A 23143-nucleotide genomic window follows, 5' to 3' on the forward strand; every position below is an offset into this window, starting at 1 on the left:
GTGGAAAAGAAATTGATAGTATCATCTTCTCCTCATGTGAGAAGTAATGAAGACACTTCTTATATAATGAAACAAGTTTTGATAGCACTTATACCGGCAACCATAGCTGGATTATACTTTTTTAGGCTTAATGCTCTAAGTGTTATATTTTTCTGTATATTAGGTACAGTTGGTTCAGAATATTTATATCAAAAAATTAGTAAGCAAGAAAGTACGATAGGAGATTATTCAGCAGTAGTAACAGGATTATTATTAGCTTTCAATGTACCATCATCTCTTCCATGGTGGATGTGCTTAATAGGAGGAGCGTTTGCTATAATAGTTGTGAAAATGGTTTTTGGGGGAATAGGAAATAATTTTCTAAATCCAGCTCTTGCTGCAAGGGCATTTTTACTAGCATCATTTCCAGTTGCAATGACATCTTGGCCTAAGCCAGGAGTATCAGAGTGGATTAGCTCTGCAAACTTAGATACACTATCTACGGCAACTCCGCTTAGTTTCTTAAAAGCTGGATCAGCGGGGGTTGCAGACTTAGCCTCGAATGGAATAAATATGACAGATATGATTATAGGTAATATAGGCGGATGTATCGGTGAAACAAGCGCATTACTTATAATGCTAGGTGGAATTTATTTAATTTATAAGGGAATAATTGATTATACAATACCAGTTATATACATAGCTTCAGTATTTATATTGACTTTTATATTAGGTGGATTTAGTTTTGATTTTGCATTATATGAATTATTTGCAGGAGGTTTAATGCTAGGTGGATTTTTCATGTTAACAGATTACACAACTTCACCAATGACTAAGAAGGGACAAATAATTTATGCATTATTAGCAGCAGTCATAACAACAGTAATAAGATTATATGGTGGTTATCCAGAAGGTGTATCATACTCAATATTACTAGCTAACGTTGCAACTCCTCTTATAGATAAGTTTGTATCTAATAGAGTATTTGGGGAGGTGTCTAAATAATGAACAGTATAGTTAAATTAGGACTTAATCTATTTGGAATATGTGCAGTTTCAGCATTACTATTAGGAGCAACAAACAAGATAACAGAACCTATAATAGAACAAAGAAATATTCAAGCTAATAATGAATCAAGACAGGCAGTACTTCCAGATGCTACTGATTTTGCAGAAGTTGATAGTAGTAAGTATGACAATAAGGATGGAATAGTGTCGGAAGTTTATGAAGGCAAAGATGGTTCTGATATTGTGGGATATACTATAAAGGTTCTTCCAAAGGGGTATGGTGGAGAAATAGAGATTATAGTAGGAATATCTTTAGATGGTAAAGTTTCAGGTGTAAATATTGGTAATATGTCAGAAACACCAGGACTTGGAGCTAAAGCAAAAGACCCAGAATTTAAAGATCAATTTACTGGAAAAGCAGCATCCGAAATTAATTTAGTAAAGGGAAGCGTATCTTCGGAAAAGGAAGTTTCTGCAATATCAGGTGCAACAATAACATCAGATGCAGTTACAAGTGGAGTAAATGTTGCAATAGAATTGTTTAATAATTCTTTAAGTAAATAAGGAGGGAAAATAGATTATGAACTCAAGTAAAATATTGAAGAATGGTCTAATAGATGAAAACCCAACCTTTGTGCAGGTAATAGGGATGTGTCCTACACTTGCAGTTACAAGTTCAGCTATAAATGGACTAGGAATGGGGCTTTCAACAGCATTAGTTTTATTATGTTCTAATGCAGTTATTTCTATGATGAGAAAAATTATACCAGATAAAATAAGAATACCAGCATTTGTAGTTGTAATAGCTACATTTGTTACGATTGTAGGTTTATTATTGAAAGCATATGTACCAACTCTTGATCAAGCATTAGGTCTTTATATACCTTTGATAGTTGTTAACTGTATAATACTAGCTCGTGCAGAAAGTTTTGCATCTAAAAATGGAGCGATAGCTTCAGCATTAGATGGTATAGGAATGGGACTTGGATTTACCCTAGCACTTACTATACTAGGTTCAGTAAGAGAAATATTTGGAGCAGGAACTTTATTCGGTCTAAGTTTATTTGGTGCATCATATCAACCAGCATTATTATTTATATTACCACCGGGAGCTTTCTTAACATTAGGTTTTTTAATGGCTGGATTTAATAAAATAAGAAGTAGAAAGGCATAGTACAGGGGGATAAGTATATGAATTTAATTCTTTTATTTTTAAGTATAGTACTTGTTAACAATGTTATAACATCTCAATTCCTTGGGATTTGTCCTTTCTTAGGAGTTTCTAAAAAGGTTGATACAGCTGTAGGTATGGGAGTTGCAGTTACTTTTGTTTTAACTTTAGCATCAATAATTACATATTTTGTGCAAATGTTGTTAGTTAAAACAGGGCTTGAGTATTTGCAAACAATAGCATTTATATTAGTTATAGCATCTATAGTTCAGTTTGTTGAGATGGTTATTCAAAAAATGAGCCCATCTTTATACCAAGCTTTAGGAGTTTTCTTACCTCTTATAACTACAAACTGTGCAGTTTTAGGTATAGCATTAGTTAACGTTCAAAACGGATATAATTTAGTAGAAACAATAGTAAATGGATTTGGCGCTGGAGCAGGATTTACTTTAGCTATAGTTTTATTTGCAGGGATAAGAGAAAGATTAGAATTAGCTGATATCCCAGAAACATTTAAAGGATTCCCAATAACTCTAATAGCAGCAGGATTAATGTCAATAGCGTTTCTTGGATTTACAGGACTTATACAGCTATAAAATTAGGGGGTGAAAATAAATGGATATATTAAAGCCAGTATTACTTTTAGGAGCTATGGGATTGTTGTTCGGAGCTATACTTGCATATGCTTCTAAAAGGTTTGCAGTAGAAATAGATGAAAGAATAGAGAAAATACTAGAGGTTCTTCCTGGAGCAAACTGTGGAGGATGTGGATACCCAGGATGTGGAGGCCTAGCAAGTGCAATAGTAGAAGGAAAAGTTCCTGTTAATGGTTGTCCTGTAGGAGGAGCCAGTGTAGCAACTAAGGTAGGAGAGATAATGGGAGTAAAGGCATCAGAAGGTGAAAAAATAGTAGCAAAAGTAATTTGTAAAGGTACTTGTGAAAGTGCAAAAAATAAATATGAATATGAAGGTATATCAGATTGTAGGGCAGCAGCAGCATTAAATTCAGGTGCGAAAACATGCAAGTTTGGTTGCTTAGGTCTTGGAACTTGTAAAGATGTATGTAAATTTGGTGCAATAACAATAAAAGATGGAGTTGCAGAAATAGACGAAGAAAAGTGTGTGATGTGTGGTAAATGTATAGAAGTCTGTCCGAAAGCCGTTATTATTAGAAAGCCACAAAAGCAAGAAGTTGTAGTTGAATGTAACTCTACTGAGTTCGGAAAATCTGTTAAGGAAAAATGTAGTGCAGGTTGCATAGGATGTGGTATGTGCGCGAAAGTATGTCCAGTAGATGCGATAATATTTGAAAATAAAATAGCTAAAATAGATTTTAATAAATGTATTCAATGTAAAGTTTGTGTTGAGAAATGTCCTACTAAAGTTATAAAAGGCGATTTAAGTGATAGAAGAAAAGTTACTATTGATGATGAAAAATGTATAGGATGTACTATTTGTAAAAAGCAATGTAAGTTTGACGCAATATCAGGAGATAAAAAACAATCACACAAAGTTGATGAAAGCAAGTGTATTGGATGCCATCTATGTATTGAAAAATGTCCTAAAAAGGCTATTAAAACTATATAATATGGATAAAATAAAGGTATGAAGTTATCATACCTTTATTTTTATTGAAAATAAAGATTAAATATACATAAAAGATTTACAAATTACTGAATTAAATATGAAAAATAAGTATGTAAAATAAGTATGGAAAATATTACTTTTATATCTCATATGTATCTACACAAAAAACTTTAAAATATAACAATTATGTAACTAAAAGGTTCGACATTTACATTGAATTTTTTACAATATAATGATAAACTGTATAAGTACGAATTCAAAGTACAAGAAGAGGTGAGATAATGAATATAATCCTAGCATCAGCTTCTCCAAGAAGAAAAGAGATTTTGGAGAATGTAAATGTTAAATTTACGGTAGTCGCAAGTAATATTGATGAGGTTATATTAGATAATGAGCCTCCAAAAGAATTGGTTATGAGACTAGCATTTGAAAAATGTATGGATGTGGCTAGAAAAAATGAAGATGCCTTAGTTATTGGTGCAGATACAATTGTTGTAATGGATGACCAAATTTTAGGAAAGCCAAAAAACGAAGAAGATGCATACAATATGATAGAATTATTATCAAATAAAAAGCATCAAGTTATAACGGGTATTAGTTTAATTAACTTAAGTTTAGATAAAAAAGTAATAGACTATGTAGTTAGTGAGGTAACTTTTAAAGATTTATCAAAGGAGACTATAAGAGATTACATAAATACTAAGGAATCCTTAGATAAAGCAGGTGCTTATGGTATTCAGGGATATGGAAGTTTGTTAGTTGAAAGTATATCTGGAGATTACTTCAATATAGTTGGATTACCTATATCTAGAATAAGTGACCTACTTAAAGAACATTTTAATGTAAATCTTTTTTATGGAGGGTGATTTATCTGAAAGGTTCTTTTGATTGTTCTAAAAAAGTGAAAGATATGGCAATAGAGGAAAGACCTAGAGAAAAAATGATTCAACATGGAGTAAAAGTACTGTCCAATGCTGAATTATTAGCTATATTACTTAGAACAGGAACGAAAAAAAGAAATGCTATTGAGTTAGCTAACTATATAATAAATAAAGACTTACAAGGAATAAGATATCTACAAGATATGAGTATAGAAGAACTATGTGAAATAGATGGGATAGGATTATCTAAGGCTACACAAATTAAGGCTGCTTTAGAATTGGGTATGAGGATCTCAAGCTATAAGCCTAATAAGTATAAAGTCAAAAATCCTTGGGATATATATAAGTATTATATGGAAAGCTTAAGATATAATCAAAAGGAAGTTTTTAAGGTAGTTCTTTTGAATACAAAAAACGAAATAATAACAGATGTTGATGTATCTGTTGGAACTTTAAATTCATCTTTGGTTCATCCAAGAGAAGTATTTAAAGAAGCGATAAAAAGAAGTAGTAATAAAATGATACTAATACATAACCATCCATCTGGAAGTGTTGAACCCTCAAAGGAGGATAAAAACATAACAGAAAGACTTATTAAATGTGGAGATATTATTGGAATTGAAGTAATAGACCATATTATAATAGGTGATGGATTGTATTATAGCTTTAAGGAAAACATGATAATTTGATTTAAGATATTGGAAGGAGCATTAATATGTCTAAAGAAAAAAAAGAAAAAAAAGAAAAAAAAGAAAAAAAAGGATTCGGTTCTTTATTCGGGTTTGGAAAAATGACTAAGGACATGGGAATCGACTTAGGAACAGCAAATACTTTAGTTTATATAAAAGGTCAAGGTATAGTAGTAAGAGAACCTTCAGTTGTAGCAATAAGAGATGATAGTAAAGAAGTTTTAGCAGTAGGAGAAGAAGCTAAGAGAATGATTGGTAGAACACCAGGAAATATAGTAGCTATAAGACCAATGAAAGATGGAGTTATAGCTGATTTTGATGTTACTCAATCAATGTTAAGCTACTTTATACAAAAAGCTGCAGCTAAAAAAGGTGTTGTAAGTCCAAGAATAGCTATATGTGTACCATTTGGTGTAACAGATGTTGAAAAAAGAGCTATAGAAGAGGCTGCAAGACAAGCAGGAGCGAAGGATGCTTATCTTATAGAAGAACCGATGGCAGCGGCAATTGGTGCTGGTCTTAAAGTAGAAGAACCAGAAGGTAACATGATAGTAGATATCGGTGGTGGTACTTCTGAAATAGCAGTTATATCTTTAGGTGGTATAGTATCAGCTGAATCTGTAAGAGTCGGTGGTAATAAATTTGATGATTCTATAGTTAGCTATGTTAAAAAAGAGTATAACTTAATGATAGGTGAAAGAACTGCCGAAGATATAAAAATAAGCATAGGTTCGACTTTTAAAGAAGACCAAGAAAGTGATATGCAAATAAGAGGTAGAGACTTAATATCAGGTCTTCCAAAAACAGTAGAAATATCTTCAACAGAAGTTAGAGAAGCATTAAAGGAGCCAATAAGTGCTATAATAGACGCAATAAAATCAACTTTAGAAAAAACTCCACCAGAATTAGCATCAGACATAATGGAAAATGGAATAATGCTAACGGGAGGGGGAGCATTACTTAGAGGATTAGATAAATTAATTAAACAAGAAACAGGAATGCCAGTAACAATAGCAGATGAACCATTAGATTGTGTTGCATTAGGAACTGGTAAATCAGTGGAAGATCAAGAAATATTCGAGAAAGTATTAATGATGAATACTAGAAGATAATAAAGTTGGTGATTGTCTTGAAATTTAATAATGATAAAAAGGACAAAAAGAAATTAAATGCAAAAGTGATAGCAACAGCGACAGTTGCTATCACTTTAATTGGAATTGTAGGAATATCTATTGGTAAATATTCTGGAAATAGTCCTCTCAACGCTGAAATAGTATTAGATGGAGCAGCATCTATAGAAAGTAGTCTTAATAAAGGATTCACTTTCTTACAAAAAAACTTCAGTGAAATTATAAACTATAAGAAGAATGCAAATAAAATTGAAGAATTAGAAAAAGAAAATGAAGAGCTAAAGAAAGAGATTACTGAATTGAGTAGTAAAATTAGTGAAGAAAAATCTTTACAAGAATTAAAGAAATCACTAAATTTTATTCCTGAACAATATCAAGCTAATAAAGTTTCAGCAAGTGTTGTAGGTAAAAATGATGGGAATTGGTATACGACATTTGTAATAGGCGCAGGAAGTAAATCTGGCATAAAAAAAGATAGTTTGGTCGTAAATGGAAGTGGATTAGTAGGGATAGTATATGAAGTATCTGAGAATTATAGCAAGGCAATTTCTTTACTAGATACAAAATCATCAGTAAGTTTTAAATTGCTAAAAAATTCTGACTATAAAGGCATGATAACTCATAGTTCAGATATTAGTAATGAAAAGTACTCTAAGGAAAATGGATATTTACAAGGATATATGTTTGACTCATCTTATGATGTTTTGCCAGGAGATACAGTGGTTACTTCAGGCCTAGGATTATATCCAGAGGGGATAATAATAGGCAAGGTTGAAAAAGTAATTGATGACAAAAACAAGTCTTTAAAATACGTAATTGTTAAACCATATGTAGATTTTAAAAATATTGATGATGTTACAGTAATAGAACCAAGGAATATAGGATAAGGGGATAAGAATTATGAAAAGATTTTTACTTTGTCTTATAGGCATACTGCTTGTAATTATCGAAGGTAGCATTACAAATTACATAGATATATTTGGTGTTAGTTTTAGTTTAGTATTAATTTATTGTACCATAATATCCTTATATTTTGACGATTTAGAAGCAGGAATTATAGGTGCTATAATAGGTATAACTAAGGATATAACCCTAGGAGGAATTTTTGGTATAAATGCTTTAGTTTTATTTTCTATATGTTATGGAATTAGTTCTTTAAGAAATAAAATATACAAAGAAAGTTATGTTACAATCGCAACACTAGTAATTATAACTAGTATATTTGATTCTATGGTAAATATAACAGCTACTACCTTAGTTTACAATAGTTATGGAATACTAACGATGGTATTAAAGGGTATATTTATTATACCAATAATAAATAGTATATTAAGCTTAATTATATACGGTGTATTTAAGCAAAATATATTAAAGCTTAAAGAAGAGTAGTTGGTGATTAAATGGACGATAAAAAAGTAAATGATAGATTTATAATTATAAAAAATATGTTACTTATAATTTTTGCAGTAATACTAGTTAAAATTGTATATATGGCTTCATTTAAGTATGACTATTATACAGAGCTAGCTGAGAATAAGACGTATAAAGAAATACCTATAAAGGCATCAAGAGGTGAAATAAAGGATAGGTATGGAAGAGTATTAGCTACAACTAAAAATCAATTCACAGTTCAGGTATCAGCGGATGGTATAAGTAAAACAGATGAAAATAAAAATAGTAAAGCTAATGAAATATCATTAAGACTAATAAATTTATTAGAAAAAAATGGAGAAGAATACGAAGATAATTTTCCTATATATGTTGAAAATGGAAAATATTATTACACGTATGATAGAGAAATAAAAGAATATAAAGAAAGTAACGGAATACCTCAAGATCTAAATGCTAAAGAATCTTTTTACTATTTAGTAGACAAAGCAATAGATGAAGGTATATTATCACCTGAAGATAAAAGATTAGAAGCTTCGAAGTTGCAAGCTAAATTAAATAAAAATGCAATATATCCGCCTATATTAGTAAGTAAATGGATGTTCACTGCAGAAAAAAATAAGGTGGACTGGTTAGCTTCATACAAGATAGATGAAAGTGGAATTAGTGCAGAAGAAGCTTTTAATGAAATAAGAAATTATTATAGTGATAAGACTACGTTGCCATTAAATAAAGGGATTAGTGCATCTGATGCTAGAAAGGTACTTATTGTAAGAGATTTATTAAAATCTCAAGGTTACTCTAGATATAATCCGGTTACTATAGCACAAGGTATAAAGGAATCTACGATATCACAAATAGAAGAAAATCTTATAGATATGCCAGGGGTGTCTGTGTCTAGTGAACCTGTAAGATATTATCCTAATGGAACCCTTGCAGCACATGTATTAGGACATATAGGAAAAATTCCTTCAAGTAGTGAAAGTAAATATTTAGAAAATGGATACTTAAAAAGTGACTTAGTTGGTCTTGCGGGTATAGAGAAAAGTTATGAAGAAAAATTGCGTGGTACTGATGGTTATAAGAAGGTACAAGTTGATGCTTTAGGTAAGATTACTAAAGAAATTGAAGTTTCTGAACCTGAGTCTGGAGAAACTGTATACTTAACTATAGATAAAGATCTTCAAGAAGTTGCAGAAGATTCTTTAAAAAGAACCTTAAAATTTGCTAGTGAAGGCGGGACTTTTGAAAGTCAATATGGAAATAGAACTTCTGGAGGGACTGCACCAAATGCAAAATCAGGAGCACTAATTGCAATAGATGTAAAGACTGGTGATGTTTTAGCATCAGTAAGTTACCCATCATATGATCCTAATCTGTTTACAAAAGGAAGCGTATCGTATGAGGAATATAAAGATCTAGAACCTGAAAATAAAAATGATTATCTAGCTCCAAGTAAACAATTAAACTTAGTTACTCAAGGAATATTTCAACCGGGTTCTACATTTAAATTGATTACGGGTATGGCCGCTCTTGAAAATGGATTGGATCCAAACTATACTATAAATGATACAGGTGTTGTATATTTTGGAAAGAAAGCAGGAAGTAGACCATTTGCAGATTTAATATGGCATAAATCTAGAGGAAATCATGGAGCAACAAATTTATATAAAGCAATACAAGAGTCTTGTAATATTTATTTCTACACAATAGGTTCAGGTAACAACTTAATTGGAGGGTCTAGTCCAGGCATAGATATGGGACCTGAGAAAATTTTAGAAACTGCTAAGTTATTTGGATTAAATGAAAAAACAGGTTTATATAAAGAGATAGAAGAACTTGGTGGAACAGTTCCAACAATGGATCAAAAACTTAAATCGATTCAAACTCTGCTAAAATCATATTTAAATAAAAACATGGCAAATGACTTTACAGACATAACTAAGGAAAAAAATCCTGAAGAGTTTGAAAGTAGAGTTGATACGATAGTGAGTTGGGCTGAAGAAGATGAAGCTCCAGGAAGAGTAGAAGTTATAAATAGACTTATAAAAATGAAAGTAAAGGAAGAGAGAGCAGAAGCTTTAGCTGATGATATAGTGTTTGATTATTTAAACCAAGCTAAATGGACTGAGGCAGATACATTCAACCTTGCTATAGGACAAGGTGAAAATGCTTATACTCCTGCTCAAATTGCTAGATATGTAGCAGCTATAGCCAATGGAGGAAATTTAGTAGATTTATCTGTGGTAAAAAAATCTATATCTAGTGATTATAAAGATGTAGAAGAGGGAACGGATGAAGTTAAAAAGATAGATTTTAAAGATAGTGATAATCTAAAAGAGTTAGTAGAAGGTATGAAACGAATGACTACTTTAAGTAGTGCGAAGAGTATATTTGATACATTACCAGTATCTGTTGCAGCTAAAACAGGTACAGCTGAAAAAAGTGGAAAAATACCAACTGCAAATGAAGAAGAATATTTATTAAGTCATATGGACTCTTATGGTGTCTCTAAGGAAGAAGCTGTAAGCCTTTCTAATAAGTTGATAAAAGAAAGAGAAGAAGAACTTTCTAAAGAGAGAGAATTAGAAATAAAAGAAAAATTAAAAGATAAAGAGCTAGATGAAAAAGAAAGAAAAGAATTAGAAGATGAATTAGCTGAAGGAGTAAGTGTTAAATTAGAAGATACTGACAAAGTTAAATCATCTTACCTAAGAAAAGCAATTAAAGAATTGAATCCAAAGATAACAGATGATGATATAGATCAATTTAAATCTAGTTATGATCCTTTTGCATGGAGTGTCGCTTTTGCTCCTGCAGATGATCCAGAAATAGCAGTTGTAGTTATGATACCTCAAGGAGCTACAAGTACATATGCTTTATTACCAGTAAGAGAAGTAATAGGTGCGTATATGGGATTAAATAAAGACACAAATAAAACTGAAACAAATGAAGAAAATACAGAAGAAAAAAATGGTATTTTAGAAGATAAGGATATAAATTTTGGTTCACAAATTAAAAATTAAAAGGATTTGACTCAGTTTGTGAAGAATATAAGATTAAGATGATATCACTCTGGAGGTTGTTATGTCTTTGAGAAATTTTACTCCTAAAGAATTAGTTGAATTCAAAGGAAATAAAAGAGGGATAATTTTAAATATTACAAAAGTAGCACCTTTTGATGAAATAAGAAACGGCATAATTGATAGGCTAGAGACTTCGGTAGGTTTTTTTAATGGAGCAAAAATTTGTGCCATTAACTGTGATTACTTAAGTGATATACAAATACTAGAATTAAAACATGATATTACATCTAGATTTGATATTGAATTTGTAGAAGATGAAGCACAATTAGAACTTAGTAATTTTCAGACTAAATATGTAAGCAATTTAAGATCTGGTGAAAATATTGATTTTGATGGTGATGTAGTTGTAATGAAAGATATGAAGCCGGGTTCTCAAATTAATTCAAAAGGAAATACAGTTGTCATGGGGGATATTAATTCTGGAGCTAGGGTTGTAGCAGGAGGCAATGTAATAGTGATGGGAAGTGTAACTGGATTTATACATGCGGGTGCATTAGGTAATGAAAATGCATATGTAGTTGCAAACCATTTAAATCCTAAAATACTTCAGATTGCAAATAATATTGCTGAAGCACCTGACGATGATGACGTTTATGAAAAAGAAAAAGAAATTAGTCCAGAAATAGCCTTCGTAAGTAAAGGTAGGATAGTGATAGAAAGTTACTCATCCAAAACAATAAAATAACAAGGAAATCCATAGGGGGTAGTATTATGAGCGAAGTTATAGTTATAACATCAGGTAAAGGTGGAGTTGGAAAAACTACTACCGCAGCAAACCTAGGAACTGCTCTAAGTTTAGAAAATAAAAAAACTGTTATTGTTGATGCAGATATTGGACTTAGAAACTTAGATGTAGTTATGGGTCTTGAAAACAGAATAGTATATGATATAGTTGATGTTGTAGAAGGTACTTGTAGATTAAAGCAAGCTTTAATTAAAGATAAAAGATTTGATAATTTATACTTATTACCTGCAGCCCAAACAAGAGATAAGAATGCATTATCAGTAGAGCAAATGTCAGATTTATGTGAAAAACTTAAAGAGTCATTTGATTATATACTTATAGATTGTCCTGCTGGTATAGAGCAAGGTTTTAAAAATGCTATAGCAGGAGCAACAAGAGCTATAGTGGTTACAAATCCAGAGGTATCTGCTGTTAGAGATGCTGATAGAATAATAGGATTATTAGAAGCAAATGAAATAAAAGATATAAGATTAGTTATAAATAGAATAAGACATGATATGGTTAGACGTGGCGATATGATGGATAAGCAGGATATATTAGAGATACTTGCTATAGATTTATTAGGATTAGTTCCTGATGATGAGAGTATAATAGTTTCAACTAATAAAGGAGAACCAGCAATACTTGATCAAAAATCTTTGGCTGGGCAAGCTTATAAAAATATAGCTAGAAGAATATTAGGTGAAGATGTACCTTTGTTAGAAATAGAAAATGAAAATACATTTTTCAATAAAATTAAGAAAATGTTTGGTATGGCAAGATAGGAAAGGGGGAAGAGTCCATGTTAGATATATTTAAAGTTTTCTCTAATGAGTCTAAAACTAGTAAATCAGTTGCCAAAGAAAGATTAAAATTAGTTTTAGTTCATGATAGAGTGGATTGCTCTCCTCAACTTTTGGATATGATAAAAGATGATATTCTAAAGGTTATAGCAAACTATGCAGAAATAGAAGAAAATGGTTTAGAAATAAAAATGTCTAAATCAAGAGGTGAAAATGATGATATGCCAGTATCTGCATTAGTGGCTAATATACCATTAAAAAACATAAAAGAGAGAAGAATATAATACAGGGGGGGTATCTTAGATACGTACCCCTTATTTGCTTATATAGAAAGTAGAAAGACGGTGATATATTGGGCGCATATAAGAATACAATAAAACTAATAAAAGAATTAGACTGGAAATTGATTTTTACTGTTTTATTAATATTTTCTTTTGGTATACTTATACTTAGTAGTGCAACTCATGCAAATGATACAGGGAATTATAGCCAATTATATAAGCAAGGTTTGGCGTTTTTGCTAGGTATTGGTATGATAATTTTAATACTACTTTTTGATTATAATTTCTTAGGTAAATATTATAAAGGGCTTTATTTAATTAGTTTGTTACTATTAGTAGTAGTACTAATACCAGGTTTGGGACAAAACAGAGGTGGAGCTGTATCATGGCTTAAGTTAGGTCCTTTAGATTTTCAAACATCAGAGCTTGTTAAGCTGACATTTATACTTAGTTATGCTAAAATAGTAGAGTCTAAAAAAGGGAAGCTAAATAACTTAAAAGAGATAATGCCTTTAGTAATTTATGCATTTCCTTTTATAGGTTTATTATTTGCACAGCCAGACTTAGGTACTGCTATAGTATTTTGTTGTATAATAGCAGCTATGCTTTTTACAGCAGGACTTGATATAAAGCTTATAAAAAGAACTATAATAATAGGTCTTGTTTCTTTGCCTATTATGTATATGATGATGGCAAGTCATCAAAAAGAAAGAATAGAGGCCTTTTTACATCCAGATGATCCTAGCTATAAAGGGAACTATCAAGTTATACAGTCTTTAATAGCAATAGGATCAGGTGGTTTTACAGGTAAAGGTCTATATGAAGGAAGTCAAAGTCAAAATGACTTTTTACCTGTACAAGATAGTGATTTTATATTTGCTGTTATAGGTGAAGAGTTAGGTGTTTTGGGTATGACCTTAGTTATAGCTTTATATGTAATTTTCTTGCTTAGAATGTTATCTATAGCACGGGAAGCAAAGGATTTTTATGGAACATTAATTGTAGTAGGAGTAATGGGGATGTTTGCATATCAAATTATTCAAAATATAGGTATGACAGTTGCTTTAATTCCTGTTACAGGAGTAACATTACCATTTATAAGTTATGGAGGTAGTTCATTATTAACCTCATTAGCAAACTTAGGATTAGTTTTAAATGTATGTATGAGAAAGAAAAAAATAAACTTTTAGCACAAAGGAGAAGGGGATATGATGAATATTGCATTAGTAGCGCATGATGAAATGAAGAATACAATGATAGGATTTTGTATAGCATATGAAAATATACTTAAGAAGTATGGCTTATATGCTACTGGAACTACAGGAAAGAAAATAATGGATGAAACAGAACTTAAAATTAAAAGACTTGCATCTGGTCCACTAGGTGGTGATCAGCAAATAGGGTCATTAATAGTAACTCAAGATATAGATTTAGTTATTTTCTTAAGAGATCCACTTACATCTCAAGCACATGAACCAGATATACAAGCTTTAGTTAGACTTTGTGATGTTTATAATGTACCTGTTGCTACAAATTTAGCTTCTGCTGAGATATTTATAAAAGCACTTGATAGAGGAGAATTATCTTGGAGAGAAGTTAGAAAAACTACTAGTCAAAGAGTTTAAGTAATAGTGTATGAGACTATTTAATAGTTTTTATATATGGGAGTAAAATATAGAGTTATCTATTTAATATCGTTTTGATATTTGAGTAGGTGACTCTTTTTATTTACAAAAATTTATATATATTTATATTGAATATTTATAAATAAGAAATGATATAGAGATATAAAAAAGAGTATTTATTCAAATACTCTTTTTTGTTAATTATTTAAATTATTTAACTAATTTAGCAAATTCTTTACCGAATTCTACACATTCAGATAGTGTATTTTCACATGGGAAGAATTTCTTCTTAAGTGTTGGAACTGGCATCTTGAACATCATAGCTTTTAAATTATTTTCAGCCATTGATATACCTTCTCCACTCCATCCATATGAACCGAATACACCTGCTATTTTACCTTGGTTAGCCATAGGGTCAATAACAGAGAATAAATCCCACATTGGTTTAACCATAGTTTTGTTTATTGTTGGAGATCCTAAAAGTATTACTTTTGACATAACTACTGCATCGTGCATTTCTTGAAGGCTTAACTCTTCTAAGTCATATAATTTAGCTTTTGCACCTTCTGCAAGTAAACCTTCTTCTATTTTTTTAGCCATAGCTAAAGTATTAGTATATGCAGATAAATAGAACACTGCAACTTGGTTTTGGTTAGTATGCTCAACTGTTTCTGTTGACCATTCTACATATCTTTTAACTGCAGCCATAGGGTCTTTAGTAAGCATTGGACCATGAGAAGTAAGAATTGTATCAAATTCTATTCCTAAGTCAACAACCTTATTTACAGCACTTAAAACATGTTTAGAGAATGGCTTAACTATACAATCGAAGTAATGTCTAGCAGACTTTAAGTAATCTTTACTTTCTACACAGTCAGCATCAACGCTTGCGAAGTGACATCCAAAAGCATCACATGTAAATAATGTTTTAGACTCTTCAACATAAGTGAACATTGTATCTGCCCAGTGTAAGAATGGTGCAACTATGAATTTTAAAGTTCTTTTACCTATATTTAAAGTCTCTCCATCTTTTATCACGTGACATTTAAATGGTCTGTTTATTTGTTCATCTAAGTATAGCTTTGCAGCCTTTGTACAATATACTTCGATATTAGGATTTATATCTAATATATATTTTAAACTACCAGCGTGATCTGGCTCAGTATGATGTATTACTACATAGTCTATATCTTTAATATCAGTGATTTCTGATATGTTATTTATAAATTCATCTTTAAAATTTGGTTTAACTGTATCGAATAAAACAGTCTTCTCATCTTTTATTATATAAGAATTATAAGTTGTACCAAATTCAGTCTCCATTATTATATCAAAAACCTCTAAATCTTTGTCTACAACTCCTGTAAAGTAGATATCTTCTTTTACTTCAAATACTTTACTCATTACACAACCTCCTAGTAATTAACTAATTATATACATACATGTATATTTTATACCCATATATAAATAATATAAACAAATATAGATTTTTTATAAATATTTTTATAAAATTTTTTTAAAAATATATTCAAAGTACAATTTATTATTAGCTATTTTTTATAAAATAATCGATAATTCAACAAATATTTTAAAAAATACAATATTATTCTAAATTAGACAGTTATATTTTCAACAACTTAAATATCAAAAATAAAAATTTGCTACATTATGTATATATTATAGTGTATAATAAAAATTATGCTTTTAAAAGAATAAATTTATTGGAGGTTTCAATAATAAATGAATAAAGTAGACTTAAGAAGAATTTTAAAAAAGGTTGAAAAACCTGCTAGATATCTTGGAAATGAAGTAAACTCTATACATAAAGATACGAGTAATCCAAACTTAATAAGATATGCTCATTGCTTTCCTGATCTTTATGAAGTAGGGATGAGCCACTTAGGTAGTCATATCCTTTATCACGTAATAAATAAAGATGAAGATGTATTTTGTGAAAGAGTATATTCTCCAGCTGTAGATATGGAAAATATAATGAGAGAAAAAAATATACCAATGTTTGCATTAGAATCAAGAGAGCCTATAACTAACTTTGATTTTGTAACATTTACATTGCAATATGAACTTTCGTATACAAATATTTTAAATATATTAGATTTAGCGAACATACCACTACTTAGAGAAGATAGAAAATTAGATGATCCATTTATATTAGTAGGAGGTCCTTGTGCATATAACGTAGAACCTCTAGCTGACTTTGTTGATATAGTAATTTTAGGAGAGGGCGAAGAGGTTAACTTAGAAGTTATAAATGCATATAAGGAGTGGAAGCAAAATAAAACTACTAGAGAAGATTTCTTATTAAAAGTAGCCAAAATAGAAGGAGTTTATATACCAAGCTTCTATGATGTTATATATAATGAAGATGGAACAGTTAAAGAAGTACTACCTAACAGAGAAGGTGTTCCAGCTAAGGTTAGAAAAAGAATAATAAGGGATGTAGAAACTGTAGATTATCCAGATAGACTTATAGTTCCTTATATAGATACAGTACACAATAGAGTAGTTTTAGAATTATTCAGAGGATGTACAAGAGGATGTAGATTCTGCCAAGCAGGTATGATATACAGACCAATAAGAGAGAAAAGTGTAGATAGATTAAAAGAAATAGTTGAAAAGTTAGTTAAAAATACTGGATATGATGAAATATCACTATCTTCACTAAGTACAAGTGATTATAGTCAATTAAGAGAATTAACAGATTTCTTAGTTGATGAATATACTCCACAAAATGTAGGTATATCACTTCCATCACTTAGACTTGACAACTTCTCTATGGAAATAGCAGAAAAAATACAACAAGTAAGAAAATCAGGACTTACATTTGCACCAGAAGCAGGAACTCAAAGATTAAGAGATGTTATAAATAAGGGTGTAAGTGAGGAAGACTTAAAAAATGCTACTAGAAAAGCATTTGAAATGGGATGGAATAGTGTTAAGTTATACTTCATGATAGGTCTTCCAACAGAAACTTATGATGATTTAGATGGTATAGCAAACCTTGCATATGATGTTATAGATACTTATAGAGATGTTAATGGTGGAAAACTAAGAAGAAGTTTCTCAGTAACAGTAAGTACATCTACATTTGTACCAAAACCATTTACGCCATTCCAATGGCATGGACAGGACTACACAGAAGAAGTAGTAGAGAAACAAAGACATTTAGTTAAAAAATTAAAAAATAAAGATATAAAATATAACTACCACGATTCTAAGACTAGTTTAATGGAAGCTGTTATTGCAAGAGGAGATAGAAGAATAGGTAAGGTTATATTAGATGCATTTAAAGCTGGTGCTAAGTTTGACGGATGGTCAGAGTACTTTAACTTAGATACATGGAAAGAAGCTATGGAAAATAATAATCTTGATATAGCATTCTATGCTAATAGAGAAAGAAATTACGAAGAAGTATTTCCTTGGGATCATATAGATGTAGGAGTTACTAAGAAGTTCTTAATAAGAGAAAATGAAAAAGCAAGAGAGGACAAAATATCTCCAGATTGTAGACACAAGTGTCATGGATGTGGAATAAATGTAAATGACATCACAAGGGGGTTATGTTAATTATGAGTAAAATAATAAGAGTAAAATTTAAAAAAGAAGGCGATATGATATACATATCACATCTTGATTTACAAAAACTTTTACAAAGAGCTTTTAGAAGAGCTGATATAGAGTTATCTTATTCTCAAGGATACAACCCTCATCCAAAGATGAGTTATGGAAATGCATTAGCATTAGGTACTGAAAGTTATGGAGAGTATGTAGATATAGAAATAGAAGAAGAAATAGGCGTAGAAGAGTTCTTAACTAGAATAAATGAAGAATTACCACAAGGTATAGAGTTTGTTAAGGCTGAGGAAATAGATCCTAAAACTCCTTCATTAGCTTCTACAATAGAATATGGAGAATATTTATTTAATATAGAATTAGAAACACCTTTAAGTAAGGAATTTGTGAAATCAAGAATAGCTGATTTTATGAATAAAGAAGAAATAATGATAACTAAGAAAAACAAAAAAGGTAAAATTGTAGAATCTAATATTAGACCTATGATAAGATTCTTTGATATTTTAAGTTTAGAAGAAAACAATCTTATTTTAATAGCTACAATAGCTACGGGATCTAAAGCTAATTTAAATACAAACATATTTATACCAAAAGTATTAGAAATGTTAGACTTAGATATGGATCCACTAGATGTTGATATATTAAGGAGAGAATTATTTGTAGTAGAGAATGATCAGTTAGTTTCTCCTATGTAATTTTAAAAGACTACTTTAACTAAAGTAGTCTTTTTTGTGTTTATAAGGAAATTATATTAATTTAATAACTGTGGACAACTTATGAAATATAGTTATGTTAAGATATACTTATAATTTGATTATTAAGTTAAAATTAGTTTATACTAAAATATATAGTAATAAAAGAGAATATGAAAGGAAATATAGATGAAAAATATAGTTGTAGAGTCTTTAGTTTTATCACAAAAAACAGCAATATTAGAGGATAATAAATTAATAGAATTACTTATAGAAGATAATACAAATGAAAAAATAGTATCTAATATATATAGAGGAGTAGTAAAAAATATAAAGCCAGGAATGGAAGCTGCATTTATAGATATAGGCTTTGATAAATTAGCGTATTTACATATAGGAAAAAATAAAGAAATAAAGTCAGGGCAGGATATAATGGTTCAAGTAAGCAAGGAAGGTATAGGTACTAAGGGTCCGAAGCTTAATTTAGAAATAAGTCTTGCTGGAAGGTATTTAGTATATATTCCATCTAACGATAGAACTACTATGTCTAATAGAATAACTAATGAGAAGGAAAGATTTAGATTAAAAAAGATAATAAATATTATAAATAAAGAAAATTTAGGAGTAATAGTGAGAACTGAAGCTCAAGGGTGTACTTTAGAAGAACTTAAATCAGATTTTGAGGAGCTTAAAGCTAAATATGAAGTAATATGTAAAGAATTTAAATTAGGAATTGGCCCAAAGCTTTTGTACAAAGAACTAGACTTTGCGACTAAGTATGTAAAAGATAATGTGAATGAATATGTAGATAAGATTGTTGTCAATAATGAAGAAAAGTATGAAGAATTAAAATCAGTATTAAAGAAAATAAATAAAGAATACATCAGCAAGTTAGTATTAGAAAAAAATAAAGATGTATTTGATTTATATAAGGTAAGTAATCAAATTGAAAAATCTCTAAATAAAAAAATATGGTTAAAAAGTGGAGGCTATTTAGTAATAGATAAAACTGAAGCTATGACTGTTATAGATGTTAACACAGGTAAATTTACAGGAAATGTTAAATTAGAAGAAACCGTATATAAAACTAATTTAGAAGCAGCTACAGAAATTGCAAGACAATTAAGAATTAGGGATATAGGGGGAATAATAATAATTGATTTTATAGATATGCAAAAAAAAGAATATAAAAATGAGCTGTTAAAAACATTAGATCTAGAACTTAAAAAAGATAAGAGAAAATCAGAGGTTTTAGGTTTAACAAGACTAGGATTAGTAGAAGTAGCAAGAAGAAGAGATAAAAGCTCAGTAGAAAATTATTATTTAGGGGAGTGCCCGATATGCAAAGAAAAATCTAATTTAAAATCAATTAATTGTATACTAGATGATATAGAAAAAGAGATAATGAGAATAAGTGAGCATACATCTTATAAGAATATAACTTTAGAATTAAATAGTGAAGTTTTTAAAGAAATAAATCAAAAATGGGAAAAAATTTTAGACACAATAAGTGAAAAATATGATATTATTATTAAGCCGACAGGTAGTGACAATATAAGTTATGAAAAAATAAATATTATTTTTAATACTTAGTTGACAAATATTAAGAAACATAGTATTATTAATAAATGTAATGCCGCACAGAAAAGGTCAAAAAATTTCTTTTGAAATTACCTTGATGGCGAGTTTTGGACCGAGGAGGTGTATTTAATGTACGCTATAGTAAAAACAGGTGGAAAGCAATACAAAGTTGCTGAAGGTGATGTATTATTCGTTGAAAAGTTAGAAGCTAACGCTGGTGATGTTGTAACTTTAAACGAAGTTTTAGCTTGCACTAAGGATGGAGAGTTAGTTGTTGGTTCTCCAGTTGTTGAAGGTGCTTCTGTTCAAGCTAAGGTTGTTGAACAAGGTAAAGCTAAGAAAGTTGTAGTTTTCAAGTACAAAGCTAAAAAAGACTACAGAAGAAAGCAAGGACATCGTCAACCATACACTAAGATAGTTATAGAAAAAATAAACGCTTAATATTTAGGTTTGTTTAATGATAAAAGTTAACTATTATTATAATGACGATTTCTTACTTAAAGGTTTTTGTTTAAAGGGACATGCTGATTATGCCGAAATAGGTTATGATATAGTTTGTTCTGCAGTTACATCAAATGCAGTTGCAGTTATAAACTCTTTAGACAAATTACAGAAGGTTGAATTTGAAAAAATAGAAGCTAAAGAAGGACATATAGAATGTATTGTTAAAGATACATCTTTAGATAAATCTCAGCTATTATTAAATCATTTTCAATTGGCTATTCAAGAAATTAAACGGGAATACCCAAAAAATATAAAAATCTTAAAAAAGTAGGGGGTGACTCCAATATGTTAAACATGAACTTACAATTACTTGCATCTAAGAAAGGGGTAGGGTCTTCTAAAAACGGTAGAGATTCTATATCTAAGAGATTAGGTGTTAAGAGATATGACGGACAAGTAGTTACTGCTGGTAGTATAATAGTAAGACAAAGAGGAACTAAGATACATCCAGGAACTAATGTAGGTAAAGGTGGAGATGACACTTTATTCGCATTAATAGACGGTACTGTTAAGTTCGAAAGAAAAGACAAGAAAAGAAAAAAAGTAAGCGTATATCCAGTATCTATTGCTGAATAATATATATGAGAAAAGGAGTGTTCTTACACTCCTTTTTATTTTAAATATATGATTTTTCAAAATACATATATAATATTAAGTATTTGGAAAAACTAAAGAAAAAAGTCTTAATCAAGTAGGTGATTAATTTGTTTATAGATAAAGCAAGAATATTTGTCAAAGCTGGAAACGGCGGGAATGGATCGGTTGCATTTAGAAAAGAAAAATATGTTCCAGCTGGTGGACCAGATGGAGGAGACGGTGGAAGAGGTGCTAGTATAATATTTGAAGTTGATTTAGGCCTTAGAACTTTAATGGACTTTAAATATCAAAGAAAGTACGTTGCTGAATCTGGTGGAGATGGAAGTAAAAAGAAAAAAGCAGGTAAAAATGGAGAAGATCTAGTTCTTAAAGTTCCTGCTGGTACAATAATAAGAGATGAAGCTACAGGTCTTGTAATAGCTGATTTAAAAGAAGAAGGCGATAGAGCTGTAGTTGTAAAAGGTGGTAGAGGTGGAAAAGGAAATCAACACTTTGCCAATGCGGTAAGACAAGCTCCAGCTTTTGCGAAATCTGGTACAGATGGAGAAGAAAGATGGGTGACATTAGAGCTTAAAATGATAGCTGATGTAGGTTTATTAGGCTTCCCTAATGTTGGAAAATCTACTTTCTTATCAGTTGTAACTAAAGCAAAACCCAAAATAGCTAACTATCACTTTACAACTTTAACTCCAAATTTAGGTGTGGTTCAAACTAAGTTTGGTGATAGCTTTGTATTAGCTGATATACCAGGTCTTATAGAAGGTGCAGCAGAAGGCGTTGGACTTGGACATGATTTCTTAAGACACGTAGAAAGAACTAAGGTATTAATACATATCGTAGATATCACTGGACACGAAGGAAGAAATGCATTAGAAGATTTTGATAAAATAAATGAAGAATTAAAATTATATAATGAAAGACTTTCTCATAGACCACAGGTAGTTGTTGCTAATAAAATGGATATATTAGAAGACGAAAGTGTATATGAAGAGTTTAAAGAAGAACTTGAGGGTAGAGGATACAAAGTATTTAAAATGTCAGCAGCTACTCGTCAAGGAATAGATGATGTTATAGCTTATGTATCTCAATTATTAAAAGAAGTTGAAGATATAGAGCTAGTTACAGAAGAAGAAATGTATAGACCAGAACTAGACGAATCTAATGAAGATGAAGGTTTAACTGTTGAAATAGAAGATGGAGTATACGTTGTTAAAGGTAAAGCCCTTAGAAGAATAATGTACTCTGTTAACTTTGATGATATGGAATCAATTCAATACTTCCAAAAAGCTATGGAATCAGAAGGTGTATTTGATAAGCTTAGAGAAATGGGTATTGAAGATGGAGATACTGTTAAAATTTATGAAATTGAATTTGAATTCTACAACTAGGATAAATAAAGAGGTGACAATATGTTAAAAGGAAAGCAAAGAGCTTATTTAAGATCAATAGCTAACACATTAAAGCCTATAACTCAAATAGGTAAAGATGGTGTAACAGAAAGTTTCTTAGATCAATTAGATGCTATGTTAACAAGTAGAGAAATAGTAAAAGTTACTATACTTGAAACTGCAGGTCTTGATGCTAAAGAAACTGCTAATGCAATATGTAATGCATTAAGAGCAGAATTTGTACAAGCTATAGGTTTTAAATTTACTATATACAGAAGAAACAATGAAGATCCAAAGATACTTTTCCCAGGCCAAGAGCAAGCTAAGGCAAAAGTAAAAGATAACACTGTGACTAAAAAAGGAAAAATAACAAAAAGAGCTGCTAGAAGATAGTTTCTGTAGTTTGGTTATTTTTATATAATTAGGGCGAGTAGAATA

Annotated in this window: 25 protein-coding genes; 24 read left to right on the forward strand and 1 reads right to left on the reverse strand. The window is 30.3% G+C overall.

Features of this window, described 5'->3' with window-relative positions:
• The 16 genes from HF520_RS02850 to mgsA all read left to right on the forward strand — a co-directional run bounded on the left by HF520_RS02850 (position 1) and on the right by mgsA (position 14352).
• Positions 1 to 984, forward strand: coding sequence for an RnfABCDGE type electron transport complex subunit D (locus tag HF520_RS02850; protein WP_207711023.1), 984 nt, complete (start codon positions 1 to 3; stop codon positions 982 to 984).
• Positions 984 to 1550, forward strand: coding sequence for an RnfABCDGE type electron transport complex subunit G (locus HF520_RS02855; RefSeq protein ID WP_168572589.1), 567 nt, complete (start codon positions 984 to 986; stop codon positions 1548 to 1550). Before HF520_RS02850 ends, HF520_RS02855 begins: the two co-directional genes overlap by 1 nt.
• 16 nt (positions 1551 to 1566) lie before the next feature.
• Positions 1567 to 2160: an electron transport complex subunit RsxE gene (gene rsxE / locus HF520_RS02860; protein WP_168572590.1), complete on the forward strand. Its 594-nt coding sequence runs from the start codon at positions 1567 to 1569 to the stop codon at positions 2158 to 2160.
• A 17-nt stretch (positions 2161 to 2177) separates the two neighbouring features.
• Positions 2178 to 2753, forward strand: coding sequence for an electron transport complex subunit RsxA (rsxA, locus tag HF520_RS02865; RefSeq protein WP_168572591.1), 576 nt, complete (start codon positions 2178 to 2180; stop codon positions 2751 to 2753).
• Between the two features lie 19 nt (positions 2754 to 2772).
• A complete protein-coding gene (rnfB, locus tag HF520_RS02870) occupies positions 2773 to 3744 on the forward strand; it encodes an RnfABCDGE type electron transport complex subunit B (RefSeq protein ID WP_168572592.1) in 972 nt (323 codons plus the stop codon).
• Positions 3745 to 4025: 281 nt separating this feature from the next.
• Positions 4026 to 4610, forward strand: coding sequence for a Maf family protein (locus HF520_RS02875; protein ID WP_168572593.1), 585 nt, complete (start codon positions 4026 to 4028; stop codon positions 4608 to 4610).
• Positions 4611 to 4654: 44 nt separating this feature from the next.
• Positions 4655 to 5314 (forward strand): RadC family protein, encoded by a 660-nt coding sequence (gene radC, locus HF520_RS02880; RefSeq protein WP_168574730.1) that lies wholly within the window; start codon positions 4655 to 4657, stop codon positions 5312 to 5314.
• Between the two features lie 101 nt (positions 5315 to 5415).
• Positions 5416 to 6426, forward strand: a complete 1011-nt coding sequence (locus tag HF520_RS02885; protein ID WP_168574731.1) for a rod shape-determining protein — start codon at positions 5416 to 5418, stop codon at positions 6424 to 6426.
• Positions 6427 to 6434: 8 nt separating this feature from the next.
• Entirely contained in the window at positions 6435 to 7331 is an 897-nt protein-coding gene (mreC, locus tag HF520_RS02890; protein WP_243155183.1) for a rod shape-determining protein MreC, read from the forward strand.
• 13 nt (positions 7332 to 7344) lie between these two features.
• A complete protein-coding gene (gene mreD, locus HF520_RS02895) occupies positions 7345 to 7833 on the forward strand; it encodes a rod shape-determining protein MreD (RefSeq protein ID WP_168572594.1) in 489 nt (162 codons plus the stop codon).
• 11 nt (positions 7834 to 7844) lie between these two features.
• Positions 7845 to 10859, forward strand: coding sequence for a penicillin-binding transpeptidase domain-containing protein (locus tag HF520_RS02900; protein WP_168572595.1), 3015 nt, complete (start codon positions 7845 to 7847; stop codon positions 10857 to 10859).
• Between the two features lie 61 nt (positions 10860 to 10920).
• Complete coding sequence (locus HF520_RS02905; protein ID WP_168572596.1) at positions 10921 to 11604, forward strand: septum site-determining protein MinC; 684 nt, start codon at positions 10921 to 10923, stop codon at positions 11602 to 11604.
• 26 nt (positions 11605 to 11630) lie between these two features.
• Complete coding sequence (gene minD / locus HF520_RS02910; RefSeq protein ID WP_168572597.1) at positions 11631 to 12428, forward strand: septum site-determining protein MinD; 798 nt, start codon at positions 11631 to 11633, stop codon at positions 12426 to 12428.
• 17 nt (positions 12429 to 12445) lie between these two features.
• Positions 12446 to 12730: a cell division topological specificity factor MinE gene (gene minE, locus HF520_RS02915; protein ID WP_168572598.1), complete on the forward strand. Its 285-nt coding sequence runs from the start codon at positions 12446 to 12448 to the stop codon at positions 12728 to 12730.
• A 68-nt stretch (positions 12731 to 12798) separates the two neighbouring features.
• Positions 12799 to 13917: a rod shape-determining protein RodA gene (gene rodA, locus HF520_RS02920; protein ID WP_168572599.1), complete on the forward strand. Its 1119-nt coding sequence runs from the start codon at positions 12799 to 12801 to the stop codon at positions 13915 to 13917.
• Between the two features lie 21 nt (positions 13918 to 13938).
• A complete protein-coding gene (gene mgsA, locus HF520_RS02925) occupies positions 13939 to 14352 on the forward strand; it encodes a methylglyoxal synthase (protein WP_168574733.1) in 414 nt (137 codons plus the stop codon).
• Positions 14353 to 14562: 210 nt separating this feature from the next.
• Here the strand turns inward: mgsA and HF520_RS02930 are convergent, their stop codons facing one another.
• Entirely contained in the window at positions 14563 to 15756 is a 1194-nt protein-coding gene (locus HF520_RS02930; RefSeq protein WP_168572600.1) for an FprA family A-type flavoprotein, read from the reverse strand.
• Positions 15757 to 16092: 336 nt separating this feature from the next.
• On the opposite strand from HF520_RS02930, the gene HF520_RS02935 reads away from it, so the two are divergent.
• From HF520_RS02935 to HF520_RS02970, 8 genes are all read left to right on the forward strand, one after another.
• Complete coding sequence (locus HF520_RS02935) at positions 16093 to 17937, forward strand: TIGR03960 family B12-binding radical SAM protein (RefSeq protein WP_168572601.1); 1845 nt, start codon at positions 16093 to 16095, stop codon at positions 17935 to 17937.
• Positions 17938 to 17939: 2 nt separating this feature from the next.
• Positions 17940 to 18638, forward strand: coding sequence for a TIGR03936 family radical SAM-associated protein (locus tag HF520_RS02940; RefSeq protein WP_168572602.1), 699 nt, complete (start codon positions 17940 to 17942; stop codon positions 18636 to 18638).
• A 186-nt stretch (positions 18639 to 18824) separates the two neighbouring features.
• Positions 18825 to 20228, forward strand: coding sequence for an Rne/Rng family ribonuclease (locus HF520_RS02945; protein WP_168572603.1), 1404 nt, complete (start codon positions 18825 to 18827; stop codon positions 20226 to 20228).
• A gap of 117 nt (positions 20229 to 20345) precedes the next feature.
• On the forward strand, positions 20346 to 20657 hold the full coding sequence (gene rplU, locus HF520_RS02950; protein WP_153925695.1) for a 50S ribosomal protein L21: 312 nt from the start codon (positions 20346 to 20348) through the stop codon (positions 20655 to 20657).
• A gap of 16 nt (positions 20658 to 20673) precedes the next feature.
• Complete coding sequence (locus HF520_RS02955) at positions 20674 to 20991, forward strand: ribosomal-processing cysteine protease Prp (protein WP_168572604.1); 318 nt, start codon at positions 20674 to 20676, stop codon at positions 20989 to 20991.
• A gap of 14 nt (positions 20992 to 21005) precedes the next feature.
• A complete protein-coding gene (gene rpmA, locus HF520_RS02960) occupies positions 21006 to 21296 on the forward strand; it encodes a 50S ribosomal protein L27 (RefSeq protein WP_122640283.1) in 291 nt (96 codons plus the stop codon).
• Between the two features lie 128 nt (positions 21297 to 21424).
• Positions 21425 to 22705: a GTPase ObgE gene (obgE, locus tag HF520_RS02965; RefSeq protein ID WP_168572605.1), complete on the forward strand. Its 1281-nt coding sequence runs from the start codon at positions 21425 to 21427 to the stop codon at positions 22703 to 22705.
• Positions 22706 to 22726: 21 nt separating this feature from the next.
• Positions 22727 to 23098, forward strand: a complete 372-nt coding sequence (locus HF520_RS02970) for a YhbY family RNA-binding protein (protein ID WP_168572606.1) — start codon at positions 22727 to 22729, stop codon at positions 23096 to 23098.
• The last annotated feature ends 45 nt before the right edge of the window (positions 23099 to 23143 follow it).

The sequence above is a fragment of the Romboutsia sp. CE17 genome (assembly GCF_012317385.1).
In the GTDB taxonomy this organism is placed as follows: domain Bacteria; phylum Bacillota; class Clostridia; order Peptostreptococcales; family Peptostreptococcaceae; genus Romboutsia_E.